The organism is Peptostreptococcus sp. MV1, from assembly GCF_000758885.1.
In the GTDB taxonomy this organism is placed as follows: domain Bacteria; phylum Bacillota; class Clostridia; order Peptostreptococcales; family Peptostreptococcaceae; genus Peptostreptococcus.
Genome location: NZ_JRNB01000058.1, coordinates 21164 through 36810, shown reverse-complemented (window position 1 = coordinate 36810; position 15647 = coordinate 21164). Strand labels below are relative to the sequence as shown.

Here is a 15647-nt window from a genome sequence, read left to right as displayed (position 1 = left end):
ATATTATTCACCTTCAGTCAATAGCTTTGCCTGAATCATGATGGCACATTCCGTCCTCTTTTTCTGCATCTCACATCCTAAATCATATGGTTTTCTGATGTCATTATTGAAGTTTATTGCATTGGCATGACATCCACCTGAGCAGTAGAACTTGTTCCAACATGTTTGGCAAGTTTCCTTATTATATACATGAGCCTCTCTGAACATAGTCTTTATATTTTCAGGTATCTCAATTTTTTCGTCATTTATATTTCCTAGGATATATTCCTCCTTGCCTACGAACTGGTGGCATGGGTAAATATCCCCGTTTGGTACAATAGATATGTACTCGTTACCTGCCCCACATCCTGTGATCCTCTTGATTACACATGGTCCCTGGTTTAGGTCTATCATAAAATGGAAGAATTTCATTTTTTCTCCCCTTAGCTGTCTATCAGCCAATTCATCTGCAAACTTTTCGTATTCTTCAAAAATCTTTGGTAGGTCTTCCTCTCTTAGGGCAAATGGATTAGATTCATCATCTACAACCGGTTCTATAGATGTCAATTCAAAATCTAAATCAGCAAAGTGCTTGACATCTTGAGAAAAGTCAAGGTTGTCCCTAGTGAAGGTACCCCTTACATAGTAGTACTTGTCCTTTGGTCTCTGTCTAACTAATTTCTGGAACTTTGGAACTATGATATCATAACTACCCCTATCATTGACAGTTGGCCTCATACCATCATTTATTTCCTTCCTACCGTCCAATGATAGGACTACATTGTGCATATGCTCATTTATGAAATCTATCTTTTCGTCATCTAAAAGAACTCCATTTGTCGTAATTGTGAATCTAATATTTTTTCCTGCTGGCTTTTCCACTTCCCTACCGTACTTAACCAGTTCCTTGACCACTGGCCAGTTCATCAGAGGTTCACCACCAAAGAAATCTATATCCAGATTTCTCCTATTGCCTGAATTAGCTATTACATAGTCTATAGCCTTTTTACCAACTTCAAGTGGCATTAGTTCTGCCTTGCCTCCAAAGTCACCCTGCTTTGCAAAGCAATACTTACACTTTAGGTTGCAGTCATGGGCGACGTTTAGACAGAGTGCCTTTACCACTGGTTGTCTATTTACAAAGCTTGGGTGGAACTTGTATTCATCTTCTGAATAAAGCAAACCCTCTTCTTCCAAGTTTTTTATTTCTTCATATGATTCCCTGACCTTATCAGCTTCAAATTCACCTGCTAGTTCTTCAACTATAGCATCCAAATCTTTTTCCTTATAAAAATCCAAGACTCTATATGTCACGTCATCTATTACATGAACAGCGCCCCCATTCACATCTATGACGATATTATATCCATTTAAACTATACTTGTGTATTAATTCCACTTTACTTCCTCCTAATTTAAAAATCCTTTACTCTTTATTATACCACACCATTATAAGACAAGACAAAAAAACCAACCTATCATGGTTGGTTTTTTATTTAAAAAATATATTTAATATTCATTTTTCTATAATTCTATACAAGTACAAGATTAGTTTCCATAGAAAGCTGCCTTAAAGGCTTCTACAAATATGGCTCTTGCCTCTGATAACTGACTACCCTGGATAGGACTATCACCCTCCAAGTCATTGAACATCTGAGTTGCTGCTGATTCTAACTGGGCCTCATTACCGCCTCCCTGTTTGAAACTAGCGCCTGCATTTGCACCTGCACTCCTTATTTCACTTCTCAAACTATTATTTAAACTAGAAACCCTTGGAACAAATCCCTGGTCCTGGTTTGAATTCGAACCGTTTCTATTTGATTGGTTTGATTCGTTTCTACTTGGCTTAGATGTGTTAGAAGGTTTACTATTTCTTTCAGACCTGTCTTCATCATTATTTTTATTACTAGACCTTCTACTAGAATCATCAGACTTATCATTATTTGTATTCTTATTTGAACTATCTTCTTGCTTCTTGTCAGCATTCAGATCAGTTTTTTTATTTTTGTCTACTTCATCTGTTATAGGCTGGTCATCCTTCTGCTTAGGCGATTTACCTCTTACTTTTTCTATATCAAGTCTTATCTTATCCATCTTTTCCTTGAAATCCTTAAATAGGACATCATAATCTTTTAGCTCTTCCTTATACTTTACAGAATCAGTTAATACATGGTCTGACATATCAAGAGACTTGACATACATTTTTTTCAGTATCTCCTTGGCCTCTTTCAAGGGTTTATATTTAGTATCAGTGCTAGCCAAAAGAGTCTGTCCATTCTTTATTGAATCTTTAGCTGTAACTAGGTCACTCTCAAGATCAGGATTCTTGCTAGCATCACTTATAGTCTTCAAATTATTCTTGAGGTCATTATAGTATGACAATATCTCCTTATATTCAATAACCACTTCTTCTACATTGTCCTTAGTAATCTCTGTTATATATTCGATTTTTTGCTTCTTATCGCTACTGTTGGTATCAGCATTTTTATTGTTGCCACATCCAACTGTCATCGTCATGGCAAGGACCAAACTAGCAACAACTGCCTTTTTGAATAAATTCAAAAAATCCACCTCCATTTCATAAATATCTACTATTATACCATATAATCATGCAATTCACAAAAAAAATATATAACTAGCTTTTTCATGAAATATTTTTATATAGTATTTCGGTACCTTTTGAAGACTTTTGAGACTATTTGCCCATACATTTATCCATATGTATTTTAAAAAGTAAAAACGCCGGAGTGGTAAGTTCCGGCGTTCCTGCACTGTAATAGTGCATGTTTATTATGGTAGTTTTGTAAAAAAACAAAAAGTAATAGCAAATTAATTAGCCAAGGCAAGCTTAAGACTTTCATTTCTATATGATAGGTCCTTGTTGTCAGTAGGAACCATGACAACTGAATAACGTTTACCTCCAACGAAGAAAACTATGACCTTCTTATCCTTAAAGTTGTATTCCCTGTACTTATCCATTTCCTTGTTGCATACCTTGCGAATCTGGTCCATTTCATTAGAATCAGCTAGCATAAACTGGGCATCTGATTTCATCAACAGATTAATTAGGTTTCTTTCCTCACCAATTTCGTATATCTTGTATTTTCTCAAGATCTTCTCCAACTGGTCATCTGTTAGGGCAACACTGATTGGACTACCCTTGTCATCCTTTGCTATAGCCCCACTCAAATCCTGTACGTGTACTGGATGTAATTCGTCTGGCCTCACATCGATAACCTTACTAAAGTGTACATACTGCTTGTTACTTACATAGCCTTCATTCTTGATTTCTACAAATCCAGGAATAAAACCTATACAAAAAGACTCTATACAATCCTTGCTAAATTTATTAGATATAGGCAAAATCTTTACAGTATTTTTGTCTTCATCTATATCCAAAACAACTGCGTAGTCTAGAGAAAATGTCTCATAATCTACATCATCTAGTGCAAAAAAATTATATCTTATAATATCGCCTAACATGAGCTACACCTCCACTTAATATTCAACGTCAGGAAATCATTTCCAACTTTATATTAACACATTTATCGGCCTACGTCTAGCTTTTTTTACAAAAAAATAAGGTATACGGATGATAATCCAATCTACCTTATTTGTGTAAAATCGCTAAAACTATTGATTTTTTAGGGTTTTTAGCCCCTAAAAAATCAATTAGTATAGCATATATTTTTTATTTTTTAGTTTATTTGAGTCATATATATGATATATGTTGTACCATATTGGTCCTATCTAGTCCCACCTACTTAGAAGCTATAAACTTGTCCATATAGGCTTCTATTTCTTTGGCAGTACCTAAAGATAGAACTTCATCAGAAAGCTTCTTCATATCTGCTTCCGTAAGAGAATTTATCAACCTTCTAGCTCTTAGTATAGATATTGGAGACATTGAGAACTCGTCTAGACCAAATCCTAACAGGATTGGTATCATCTTCTGGTCTCCTGCAGATTCACCACACATACCTACCCACTTGCCTTCCTGGTGGGCATTCTTTATTACTAGTCTGATTAATCTCAATACAGCCGGGTTGAACTGGTTGTAAAGATAACTGATCTTCTGGTTCATCCTATCCACTGCACAAGTATACTGGATGAGATCGTTTGTTCCTATAGAGAAGAAGTCTACATGCTTGGCCAATATATCAGATATTACTGCTGCAGATGGTATTTCTATCATCATACCTAGATCTACATCTTCTGAATACTGAATTCCTTCGGCCTTTAGCTCTTCTTTAACCTTCTGACACATTTCCTTAGCAGATAATAGTTCTTCTAGTGAAGATATCATTGGGAACATGATTCTAAGCTTACCATGAACAGAAGCCCTGTATAAGGCTCTTAGCTGAGTCCTGAATATTTCTGTCTTATCTAGACAAAGCCTGATAGCCCTATATCCTAGGAATGGATTCATTTCTTCTTCCATTTCAAAATAGCTAAGCTTCTTATCTCCACCTATATCTAGAGTTCTGATTACAACAGGCTTTCCGTCCATGCCTTCTAAAACCTTCTTGTAGGCTTCGTACTGGATGTCTTCGCTTGGGAATTCGTCATTGTTCATATATAGGAATTCTGTCCTGTACAGACCAACACCTTCAGCGTCGTTTTTGATTAGGCCTTCAATATCATCTGGAGTTCCTATGTTACCAGCCAACTCAACCCTCTTGCCGTCTAGAGTCTTAGATTCCTGACCCTTTAATAGGGCTAGGGCCTTCTTGTCTTCTTCAAAGACCTTCTTCTTCTCTGTATATTCATCGATTAGAGGCTGGTCTGGGTTGATGTATACCTGCCCCTTGTCACCATCAAATACTAGGATATCTCCGTCCTTGGCCTGGATTGTGATATCACTTAGGCCAACTATTGCTGGTATCTCTAGTGTCCTTGACATAATAGCTGTATGAGAAGTCCTACCACCTACGTCAGTCAAGAAGCCCTGAACCATAGCCTTGTTCATTGTAGCTGTATCTGAAGGAGTTAGGTCATGGGCTACCAAGACTACTTCTTCGTCAATTGCAGATAGGTCTACTATCTTGACACCTAATATATGTCTAAGTACTCTGTTTGTAACGTCCTTAATATCCGCTGCTCTCTCCCTCATGTAGTCATTGTCCATTGACTCGAATATAGTCACGAACATATCCTTTACTTCATTTAGGGCATATTCAGCATTTAGAGACTCTGACTTTATCTTGTTTTCTGCCTCACCTATAAATTCAGGATCTTCTAGAACCAATAAATGAGCACCAAAGATTTCTGCCTCTTCCTCACCTAGGTCATTGGCTACCTTCTCTTTCACCTTTTCAAGTTCAGCCTTTGACACTGCAACTGCATCATTTAATTTTTTGACTTCAGCATCAAGATCGCTGATTGACTTCTTTTCTATTACTATTTCATTTTCTTCTATCACTAGGGCCTTACCGATTACAATCCCTGGTGATGCTCCTATACCATTAAAAAACATAACTACCTCCATTAAATGCAAATAAAATGTTAAGAGAAAACTCTTAACATTTTACAGTTTAGTTTATACTATTTTTCTCCAAAACCACTTTCTATTAATTCTACTATTGAGTTTAAAGCTAACTCTTCATCTTCACCGTGAGTTTCGATAACTACTTCAGTTCCCTTAGCTAGACCTAGCTTCATTATACCCATTATTGACTTAGCATTTACCTTTTCACCATCGTGGATTAACTCTACGCTTGACTTAAATTCAGATGCCTTCTTTACGAACATACTAGCTGGTCTAGCATGTAAACCTGTTTCGTTGATAATTGTAACTTTCTTTTCCATGATAACCTCCAAAAATCTTGTATTTGTGAAAACCTAAGACGATATAGACTTTCTTATAAACTTTCCTTTAACAAATGGCTTTTGACGCTTTGCGACCCTAGAGGTCATTTTTCGTCCCCATCCATCTGATAAAAACTATTATATCAGTATTTTACCCGAAAATCTAGTAAAATACCAATTTTTATTTAAATATTTTCTGTAAATTCTGCAAAGACAGATAATGAACTACCTATAGTTTATCCTGTCCTTTATTATGGCCTTCCTATTTTCATCCACAAACTTTAGTATGCCTTCACTGATACCTTGAGCTATATCTTGTTGGTACTTTTCATTTTCCAACTTTTCAGCATCATCCTTGTTACTGATAAAGCCACACTGGACTATTACAGCCGGCATCTGGGTATAGTTTAATATATCAAATTTTTTATCTAGTATACCCCTATCCCTCATTTCTATGTAGGATATGGTCGTATTTTGAATATTTTCTGCCAAAAGCTTAGATAAGTTATCTCTCTCTGGTTTAATAGTCTTTTCCTTTTCAGACTTGCTTTTTTCATTTATATCGTCCTTACCAACTAGCTCATTTGAACTCGAATTAGTTTTAATATCCTTGCTGGCAGACTCCTCTTTCGACTTATCAAGAGAACTATAGTCAATGTTTTCTGGACTGATATAGTAGGTATCTATACCCGAGGCATCATTTCTACCAGACTGGGCACTTAATCTTACAGAAATATAGAGGTCTGCCTGATTTTTTTTAGCATATGCTACCCTATCTGCTAACTTTTTGTCCTCGTCATAGGCTCTAACCATTATCACATTTATATCTTCCTGACCTGATAAATTATCTTTTATAAATTTTGCTATTTCTAGATTTATATCCTTTTCTTTGTGACTGCCTCTATAGGCTGTCATACCTTCGTTTATACCACCCTTGGCAGCATCTATTGCTACATTTATGACATTCCTCTTTTTTTCTTCCATAACCTCTATTGACTTCTGATTTTGAGCCTCTTCCAAGGCTTTTTTGGCCTGGGCATTTTTGTGACCAGTCCATACCAGCCTTCCTACTGCAAAGAAGAAGATGAATACGATAAATAGCATCAAAAATAGCCTAGACTTTATAATTTTTTTCTTGCCACTTCTATTGCCCCTTTTTTGGCGCTGACTAGGCTTATTATGACTACTGATCCTTCTATTACTAGACCCCCTATGTGTTCTTTTAACCTTCTTTCCCATAATCTACTCCTTACTAATCAATAGAAAATACTTCCTTAATGGTTGACACTACACCAAATTCATTGTTACTAGGAGCTGTATACCTAGCTATCTGTTTAATTTCATCTATGGCATTGTCCATAGCATAACTATAGTAGGCCTGGTTAATCATTTCAAAATCATTCATCTGGTCACCAAAGGCCATTGTTTCTTGAGGGCTAATTCCAAGCATATCCTGCATCTTGGCTATAGCAGTCCCCTTGTTGGTTCCCTTAGGCACAATATCCAACCAATCAAAGCCCGATGTACATATGCTGGCTTCATCAGAAAACTCCTCTACCAACAATTTAAAATCGTTGTAATAACCATTTTTTGAATGTACAGATATCTTGACTGGTAATTTATCCAATTTAGTAAAATCTTTTACTATACCAAACTTAGGAAGATACATTCTAGCATTTTCCATAGACTCTTCATCTGTCCTGTCTATGTATGAGTAATCAGATGTACAATACAGAATTCTCATATCGTCTAACTGCTTTAGTCTATTCAAAAATCTATCACTTACATCTCTAGTAAGTGTCGCATTAATAATTACTTGACCGTCTATTTCCATTACAGCACCATTCTCAGCTACAAAGAGCATCTCATCCTTATATTCATCAAATACAGATTTGAGGCTAGCCAATTGCCTACCACTTGCTGCACAAAATTTTATTTGTTTCTCTTTCAAGGATTTAAATACCCTATCAAATTCAGGACTCATTTCCTTATTGTCATTTAAAAATGTACCATCCATATCTACTGTTATTAATTTTACCATAAACCCTCCTCATAATATTGCTTTTCACTAATATTATACCATATACCACTTGTCATATAAATCAAATAAAATTTATCCATATTTTTCAATATTCCCCTTTACTAGTCAAACTTTATTTAATATAATAGTTTATGTAACTTTAAAGAAAAGAAGGTGATTTTTTGTCTGCTCTTAGAAAATTCGTGATTTTTCTAGCAGTCCTAGTCGTTGCAATCCCAGTTACTTTTGCCGGGGTTGTCTATTCAAAGCTAAAAAGCATGCAAATAAATGGTAATTTTGATATGTTGACTTCAAATAAATACAAGTTCGATAATGAGATTATTAATATACTTTTGGTTGGTAGTGATGCCAGACCTGGTGAGGAAGTGGCTAGGTCAGACTCCATGATGATATTGACTGTGGATAACAAGCATAAAAAACTAAAATTAACATCACTTGGTAGGGACACCTATGTCAAGATACCTGATCATGGCTACCAAAAACTGACTCATGCATATGCATACGGTAAGGAAAAATTGTTGATACAAACTATAGAAGATAACTTTAAACTTGATATACAGAACTATGCTAAGGTGGATTTCTTCTCCTTTATGGATATAGTTGATGCCCTAGGTGGCATCGAGATAGATGTCAAGAAACAAGAAATTCCTGAGCTAAATAGGTTTGTCACTGAGTGCTACTATTGGAGTGACCATAAAAATGGTCCAATAAAGGAATTCAAAAAATCTGGTAGGCAGACTTTAGTTGGTTACCAGGCTCTTACATATGCTCGAATCAGAAAGAGTGACGGAACGATGCAAAGAGATGATAGGCAAAGAAAGGTAATAGAGGCGATTATCCACAAGGTAAATGGTATTTCTATAACCAAGTATCCTAAACTACTTGATGCTGTCAAGCCATATGTAAAGACTAATATGAATCCTACAGATATTATGTATTTAGGTAAGGATGTCCTATCAATAGGTAACTTGACTATTGATACTATGCAGTTCCCTCTTCACCCGGAAAATGAGATTAGACTTCCAGAGTCTGGCTATGTAATACCGTTTGAGAGCTATGAGGTTGACTTGCTTCACAAGTATATATTTGACAATATAAAACCTACGCCGGGAGAAATCACAACAGCCCAGCAATTGTGGAAAGAGGCCGGAAACAAAACACAGTATATTAGAGATAGGGAATATATGTCTGTTGCTTATTAAATTGATATATGTTCGAATATAGCCATTTACCATTTGAAGATCGTCTTGGTATATGGCATTTAAAAATAGGGGCTTTACATTCTAAAACTCAGCTAAATGAATGTAAAGCTCCTATTTTTTCATTTATAATACCCTTTATGCCTTATATAAACTCTAAATTGACATAGATAAATAGCTATATCCGATTTTTATCAATTTAATACTGGCTTGCTATTGGTGAAAAGGGTAGACTCTGCAGTTATGGTTTATTTAATCTTATTGGAATATAATTGGCTAGAAAGGTAGGTGTTTAAATGTTTAAACTCAGAAATTTCGTCAGATTTTTACTTGTATTAGTCATATTGCTACCAATTGGAGCCTTTGCCCTAACTACTTCTATACTAAAAGACGTCCATAATAAAGACCTCAATACAAGTAGTCTTCATGACAAGTCACATATGCATGCAGATGGCATCAAAAATATCCTTGTTATGGGAACGGATGCTAGGCCTGGAGAGACTTCTTCTAGGTCAGATTCTATGATGATTGTCACTCTTGACAGCGTCCATAATGATATAAAAATAACATCCCTAGCTAGAGATACTTTTGTCAGTATACCCGGCTATGGCAAGTCAAAATTGACACACGCTTATGCCTTTGGTAAAGAGGACCTATTAATCAGGACAATTGAAGAAAATTTTGATATAGATATAGATGAATTTGCCATGATCAACTTCCAATCATTTATGGCCATTATTGATAGTCTTGGTGGAGTTACAGTAGACGTTACTCAAAATGAAATAGCTGAACTCAACAAGTTTATACCGGAGACATATTCATGGTCTACAAATAAGGACAAGGGGCCAATGAAGCTAGTAGAAAACGCTGGAACCCAAAAGCTTAATAGCTACCAGGCCTTGTCATTTGCCAGAATCAGACACAATGATTCTGCCTTTGGTAGGGATAATAGACAAAGAATGATTGTATCTAGTATTATGAAGGAGATAAAGGACACATCTATTTTGAAGTATCCTATGATACTAAGGGCTGCAGCCCCATATATAGATTCTAGTATGTCTCCAACAAATATGATTAAGATAGGAATAGATGCGCTTAGAATAGGTACTGACAATATAAAACAAAAAGAATTCCCACTAGTTGATAATCCACAATATACTACTAACGGTATATATGGTAGACACGGATGGGTAATTAGATATGACCCAGTGTCTACAAAATTCTTAAAGCAGTTTATATTTGACGATATTGACTACTAGACTATAGACCTAATCAGCATAAGTCAACTTATCTTGTAAAGCTAAGAGAATAATCTAAGAATGAAAAAATCGGGCTGAATTTGACATGTTATCAAATTCGCCCGATTTTGTATTTTGTAAAATTAAAGTATATGCTTATCTTCTGCCTTTTCAAGTGCGTCTTTAACTAACTTAGACAGACCTATTAGACCTATAACGTTAGGTATTACCATAATACCATTGAACATATCTGCTAATTCCCAAACAAGGTCTACATGTAGACATGTACCCAATACTATAAATGCAAGTACTATCAGCCTGTATGGAGTTAGACCCTTTTCACCAAATAGGTACTTGATATTGGCTTCACCAAAGAAATACCATCCTATTATAGTTGAGAAGGCAAAGAACAATAGGGCTATGGCAACAAAGGCCAAACCAAATGCTCCAAAGCCTGTCTCAAAGGCCTTCTGAGTTACGGCTATACCTGTTTCACCTGATAAGTTGGCACCAGTAGCTATAATTACTAGGGCACTTACATTAAGTACTACAAATGTATCTATAAATACACCTACTATAGCAACTAGACCCTGCTGAGTAGGATCATCTACCTTGGCAATTGCATGAGCATGTGGTGTAGAACCCATACCTGCTTCGTTAGAGAATAGACCTCTAGCGACACCATACCTAATTGCATCCTTGACAGCTACACCGGCAGCACCACCTATAACTGCAGTTGGATTGAAGGCTCCAACAAAAATCTGCCTAATAGCGTCAATTGTCTGAGAACCCATCATTACAAGTATTATTATACCACCTAGTATATAAAAACCTGCCATAATTGGTACTATCTTTTCTGTGAAAGAAGCTATTCTAGCAACACCACCAACAAAGATAAATCCAGATATAATTGCTAATACAATACCAACTATTAGTGGGTTCACATGAAAAGCTGATTCAAAAGCTGTACCAATTGAGTTTGCCTGAACCATATTACCTATAAAGCCTAGGGCCAAAACTATTGTGACTGCAAAAAATGATGATAAGAACTTGCTGTTTAGACCATACCTTAAGTAGTAGGCTGGACCACCAGTTACATGTCCATTGATCTCTTTCTTAAATAACTGTGCCAAAACTGCTTCGGCAAATATTGTTGCCATACCAAAGAAAGCACTGATCCACATCCAGAATATTGCACCTGGACCACCTGAAACGATCGCTGTTGCAGCACCTGCTAGGTTACCTGTACCAACCTGGGCAGCTATTGCTGTTGCAAGAGACTGGAATGATGACATCCCGTCTTTCCCGGCCTTTTCACCCTTTAAACTAAATCCACCAAAAGCCTGTTTAAAAGCCTTGGCAAATTTTCTTAGCTGTATACCCCTTAAAGATATAGTAAAGAAAATACCACATCCAATAAGGATTACCAGTAAAACTTTTCCCCATAGTATACCATTTATGGCTACTACGATTTTTAATAATGCATCATTCATTAAAAAACACCCCCTTGTATTTTATTTATATCAATCGTCTAACGAATAATACCAAATTCATACTTGAGGGTGTTTTTCAAGAAAAACTACTTCATCACACCTTCAAGTAGCTTGTATATCTGCCTATATGAGTTTTCATTTATACCCCCACCTATCTGGTATAGGAGACTTGTGCTCCTAGGATATAGGACATCATTTTGATATTTTGACACCCTAGATGATGCTAATACTATTGGTGAATCAGACCTCTGAGCAAAGGCACTAACTGTAATTGCATCTATTGGAGCATTACTCCTAGTTATAAATACCTTTGGAGAGAATGAATCTGGATAGAATTTTTCAATGACTCTTGTGTTTGTCTCAATTCTATCATTACCATATATTCTGTTTGACCTCAGGTTGATTCCCAATTCAGCTCCCACTTGGTCTACAACTGCATCAGATAGAGAATCTGGGCCACCTATAAAATGTATATTATTAATTTGCTTGTTCTTTAACCAATTTACTGACTCCTTATTCATAGTATTTTTTGAAGATACTAATATAGGACTCTTATTCTTACCTGCCTTAGATGCTATCGACAAGACATCAACTAGGGCATCCTTACTAGCTACATATACTGTATCAATTTCTTTCTGTTCTGCTATCTTGTCTGCTATCTCCCTAGATGCTACTTCTATATCTGAGCTATATATCTTTTCGATACTTATATTAGATAGCTTGCCCTTAATACTTGCTAGGTCCTTATTCATAGCAAAATTGTTTGTTCCTACTAGTATTACCCTCTTAGCACCTAACCTCTTTATCTCCTTGATAGTATTGTCACTAACCTTGTTTGGATAGCTAAGTAAAATAGGAGCATCATAGCTAGCTGCAAGTGGACTGGATACTACTCCAGATATTAGATCCTTACCATTTACCAATATAACTGTTGAAGAGCCCTTTCTCCAACCCTGTTGGCTAATCCTTATAGCTGTTTCTGACCTATCTGCCCCCCACAGCTTGTTCTGGTATGGATACCTTCTGTTTGGATCTGCAGGCTGGCTAGGTGTATTATATAAAGACTTTAAATCATTGGCAACCTGACCTATGTTCACAATATCCTTGGCTGAGAAAAATACACTTCCCTTTATTTCTGGATATCTTCTATTTAGGTTAATCTGACTCTTTATCTCTGCTGCTACATTTTCACCATTGTAGTCAGACTGACCATGCTTGTAGATACCCTGGCCTATATATAAGTCTACTCCTGTACCCCTAACCTGGTCTGCCCACCATTTAACTAGTGTAGCATAGTCTGCCTTTGGATGGCCTATCCTCCAGTATACCTGAGGTACCACATAGTCTACTAGACCATTCTTGATCCAGTATCTAGTGTCTGCATACTGCTTGTTGTATGATTCTCCACCATTAGTCCTTGAACCATTTGAATCATTTCCTGAATTCCTCCATATACCCGCTGGACTGATACCAAAAGATACATTAGAATTTATTGACTTGATCCTGTCTCTAACTGTCTTAACCATATTGTTTATATTAGCTCTTCTCCAGTTCTCGATATTACCACTGCCATACTGACTATATGTGGCACTATCAGGGAAACCTGGACCCGGATAGAAGTAGTCATCAAAATGTATTCCATCTACCTGGTAGTTTTCTACTACTTCTGCAACTACATCTGATATATACTGAGTCACCTCTGGCTTACCTGGATCATAATACCACTTGCCCTGGTAGTTAATCACCCAATCCCTATGTGTATTTATTGGATTAGATGGAGATGTAGTACTGATATCCTTATATATGCTTGCCCTATATGGATTGAACCAAGCATGAACCTTTATCCCCCTCTTGTGAGATTCTTCCAATACAAATTGTAGGGGATCATAACCTGGATCCCTGCCCTGCTGGCCTGTCAAAAATCTAGACCAAGGACTGATATTAGACCTATAAAAGGCATCTGACTCCGGTCTAACCTGAACCATGACTGTGTTTATACCTGTAGATTGAAGCTTGTCAAGCAAGGTAATGTATTCTTGTTTTTGTCTTTTAGAATTTCCATAAGAAGCCTTGGAAGGCCAATCAATATTGAATACTGTTGATATCCAAGCCGCCCTTACTTCTGAATCCTGGGCCTTGACTGCTCCTAAACTAGCCATAGATGATAATATCATACCAAGAGCCAGAATTAACGTTGCCACAAAAGAAATCTTCCTTTTCATTATTTCCCTCCTAATAAAACACTATTCAGCTAGTATGTCAAAAACACGAACATTCTATAGGTTTTTTTTGCTAATAGACTATTTATGTTATGCTTTATATACTACTATAAAATCTTCTTGGAAATCAACGATTATAGATAAATTGAATATATTTATTTAGGTTATTTATTAAATCTATAGATATTCCTATCAAAGATATTTAAAAAATCTATAAAACAATTGACATACTGTGAATATATTAAAAATTTTTATAAAAAAATGCGACTCTAATGCGACAAATGAATGTCGATTATAGTCGCAATATTTTAATAGATTAAATTGCCCATATAATTCAAACTAGCTAACAGAGCAAGCCATCAGGCATAACTTTCATTTATTGTATTATTCTTCTTGCAGTTGTATAACCACCTAAGTTGGCAATTGTTACATTAGAACCTGGCTGTGGAGCATGTATATACTTGCCGTTGCCTATATAAAGGGCTACATGATGAACCGGTGCTCCCCAGAAAATCAAGTCTCCTGGTCTTAGATTTGCTCTAGATACATATGTACCTCTTTTAGCCTGATCTTTAGAAACTCTAGGCAATGTTATCCCTGCTCCATTCTGGAAGGCATACAACATCAATCCTGAGCAATCGAAAGTACTTGGCCCCTGCGCTCCCCAAACATACCTAGACCCTATCTTTGACTTGGCAACATTTATCACCTGGTCAATCTTTATCTGAGAAGAACTCCATGCCAGACTACCACCTAGGTTAAACTTATAGGTAACGCCACCAATATTTTTGCTTGTATTGGATACCATGACACCATTCTGGTCAAAATAGTAGAGACTGCCTTGTATTTTTCTCCACATATTTTCTGCCCTATTTAGGGTATTCAAGAAATAGTACCACTTTCCATTTTGTTTGTACCATCCCCTAACTTTCTTTCCATCTACATATCTGTAGTATTTTCCCCATTCATATAGGACTCCATTTTTCTTTGTAGAAGCAGCTTCGATCAATGTTTGCTGACCCAAATCATATAACTTCCCTTGCTCAGGAGTTACTTCGTTTAACCTTTTACTTGAGTCCAAACTAACCATATGACCGCTCTTGTCGAATTGGTATTCTTTACCTTCTATACTAATCCTCTGATCCTTAATCATTATACCATCTTTATTAAAATAGTATAAGTATCCATTTATTTTTCTCCACATATTTTGGGGAAGAGCATAGGTATTTATAACATAGTACTTGTTACCCTTGTACTCTATCCATCCCTTTTTCTGAACATTATTTACATAAAAATACCACTTTCCATTTTCCCTTACAAATCCATTAAATCCGCTACTAGCAGCCTTTATAGGATTTTCATTTGGAGTAATTTCTAACTGGCTTTCTTCTGGTATATTAGATGTATCACTGCTTGCATCAGAAGAAACTACTTCTGCTCCACCTTCAGTAAGCTGACCATCTCCTCTAGCACCTGCATTTATATCACCTTCAGTAGTTTGTTGAGTAGTTATTACTTCAACCTGTTCATCAGCACTTACATTTTTAGTATACATAAAAGCACTCGATGACATAATAATAGTCGCTAAGGCTATGGCAATTATCTTTTTATTTGTTATATTTTTAAACTGCATCTCTGCCTCCTTTAGTTAAAATATATCCCACAACACTT

Annotated in this window: 12 protein-coding genes; 2 read left to right on the top strand and 10 right to left on the bottom strand. The window is 36.2% G+C overall.

All coding sequences use genetic code 11. The features are described from left to right. Positions 1–3 precede the first annotated feature (3 nt). The 7 genes from scfB to HMPREF1639_RS04435 form a co-directional block, all read right to left on the bottom strand. Entirely contained in the window at positions 4–1377 is a 1374-nt protein-coding gene (scfB, locus tag HMPREF1639_RS04465) for a thioether cross-link-forming SCIFF peptide maturase (RefSeq protein ID WP_036763760.1), read from the bottom strand. 149 nt (positions 1378–1526) lie between these two features. Then, positions 1527–2540, bottom strand: a complete 1014-nt coding sequence (locus HMPREF1639_RS04460; protein WP_036763758.1) for a hypothetical protein — start codon at positions 2538–2540, stop codon at positions 1527–1529. A gap of 267 nt (positions 2541–2807) precedes the next feature. After that, positions 2808–3461 (bottom strand): hypothetical protein, encoded by a 654-nt coding sequence (locus HMPREF1639_RS04455; protein ID WP_036763754.1) that lies wholly within the window; start codon positions 3459–3461, stop codon positions 2808–2810. A 277-nt stretch (positions 3462–3738) separates the two neighbouring features. Further along, complete coding sequence (gene ptsP / locus HMPREF1639_RS04450; protein ID WP_036763752.1) at positions 3739–5454, bottom strand: phosphoenolpyruvate--protein phosphotransferase; 1716 nt, start codon at positions 5452–5454, stop codon at positions 3739–3741. Between the two features lie 68 nt (positions 5455–5522). Beyond that, entirely contained in the window at positions 5523–5786 is a 264-nt protein-coding gene (locus tag HMPREF1639_RS04445) for an HPr family phosphocarrier protein (RefSeq protein ID WP_036763750.1), read from the bottom strand. Between the two features lie 225 nt (positions 5787–6011). After that, positions 6012–7025: an N-acetylmuramoyl-L-alanine amidase family protein gene (locus HMPREF1639_RS04440; protein ID WP_036763748.1), complete on the bottom strand. Its 1014-nt coding sequence runs from the start codon at positions 7023–7025 to the stop codon at positions 6012–6014. A gap of 13 nt (positions 7026–7038) precedes the next feature. Next, positions 7039–7827: a Cof-type HAD-IIB family hydrolase gene (locus tag HMPREF1639_RS04435; RefSeq protein ID WP_036763746.1), complete on the bottom strand. Its 789-nt coding sequence runs from the start codon at positions 7825–7827 to the stop codon at positions 7039–7041. Between the two features lie 161 nt (positions 7828–7988). On the opposite strand from HMPREF1639_RS04435, the gene HMPREF1639_RS04430 reads away from it, so the two are divergent. After that, the gene (locus HMPREF1639_RS04430) at positions 7989–9029 is read left to right on the top strand and encodes an LCP family protein (protein WP_036763743.1); all 1041 of its coding nucleotides are present in this window, start codon (positions 7989–7991) and stop codon (positions 9027–9029) included. 293 nt (positions 9030–9322) lie between these two features. Further along, positions 9323–10285: an LCP family protein gene (locus HMPREF1639_RS04425; protein WP_036763740.1), complete on the top strand. Its 963-nt coding sequence runs from the start codon at positions 9323–9325 to the stop codon at positions 10283–10285. Positions 10286–10407: 122 nt separating this feature from the next. Here the strand turns inward: HMPREF1639_RS04425 and HMPREF1639_RS04420 are convergent, their stop codons facing one another. The 3 genes from HMPREF1639_RS04420 to HMPREF1639_RS04410 form a co-directional block, all read right to left on the bottom strand. Next, the gene (locus HMPREF1639_RS04420) at positions 10408–11757 is read right to left on the bottom strand and encodes an alanine/glycine:cation symporter family protein (protein ID WP_036763738.1); all 1350 of its coding nucleotides are present in this window, start codon (positions 11755–11757) and stop codon (positions 10408–10410) included. Positions 11758–11843: 86 nt separating this feature from the next. Then, positions 11844–13979 (bottom strand): family 10 glycosylhydrolase, encoded by a 2136-nt coding sequence (locus tag HMPREF1639_RS04415; RefSeq protein ID WP_156955947.1) that lies wholly within the window; start codon positions 13977–13979, stop codon positions 11844–11846. 373 nt (positions 13980–14352) lie between these two features. Next, a complete protein-coding gene (locus tag HMPREF1639_RS04410) occupies positions 14353–15609 on the bottom strand; it encodes a C40 family peptidase (RefSeq protein ID WP_036763732.1) in 1257 nt (418 codons plus the stop codon). Positions 15610–15647: the final 38 nt, after the last annotated feature.

Excerpts from the sequence above, each read along its gene's own strand:
- HMPREF1639_RS04455 (WP_036763754.1), bottom strand. The coding sequence starts at position 3,461 with ATGTTAGGCGATATTATAAGATATAATTTTTTTGCACTAGATGATGTA.
- ptsP (WP_036763752.1), bottom strand. The coding sequence starts at position 5,454 with ATGTTTTTTAATGGTATAGGAGCATCACCAGGGATTGTAATCGGTAAG.
- HMPREF1639_RS04445 (WP_036763750.1), bottom strand. The coding sequence starts at position 5,786 with ATGGAAAAGAAAGTTACAATTATCAACGAAACAGGTTTACATGCTAGA.
- HMPREF1639_RS04440 (WP_036763748.1), bottom strand. The coding sequence starts at position 7,025 with ATGGGAAAGAAGGTTAAAAGAACACATAGGGGGTCTAGTAATAGAAGG.
- HMPREF1639_RS04435 (WP_036763746.1), bottom strand. The coding sequence starts at position 7,827 with ATGGTAAAATTAATAACAGTAGATATGGATGGTACATTTTTAAATGAC.
- HMPREF1639_RS04425 (WP_036763740.1), top strand. The coding sequence starts at position 9,323 with ATGTTTAAACTCAGAAATTTCGTCAGATTTTTACTTGTATTAGTCATA.
- HMPREF1639_RS04420 (WP_036763738.1), bottom strand. The coding sequence starts at position 11,757 with ATGAATGATGCATTATTAAAAATCGTAGTAGCCATAAATGGTATACTA.
- HMPREF1639_RS04415 (WP_156955947.1), bottom strand. The coding sequence starts at position 13,979 with ATGAAAAGGAAGATTTCTTTTGTGGCAACGTTAATTCTGGCTCTTGGT.
- HMPREF1639_RS04410 (WP_036763732.1), bottom strand. The coding sequence starts at position 15,609 with ATGCAGTTTAAAAATATAACAAATAAAAAGATAATTGCCATAGCCTTA.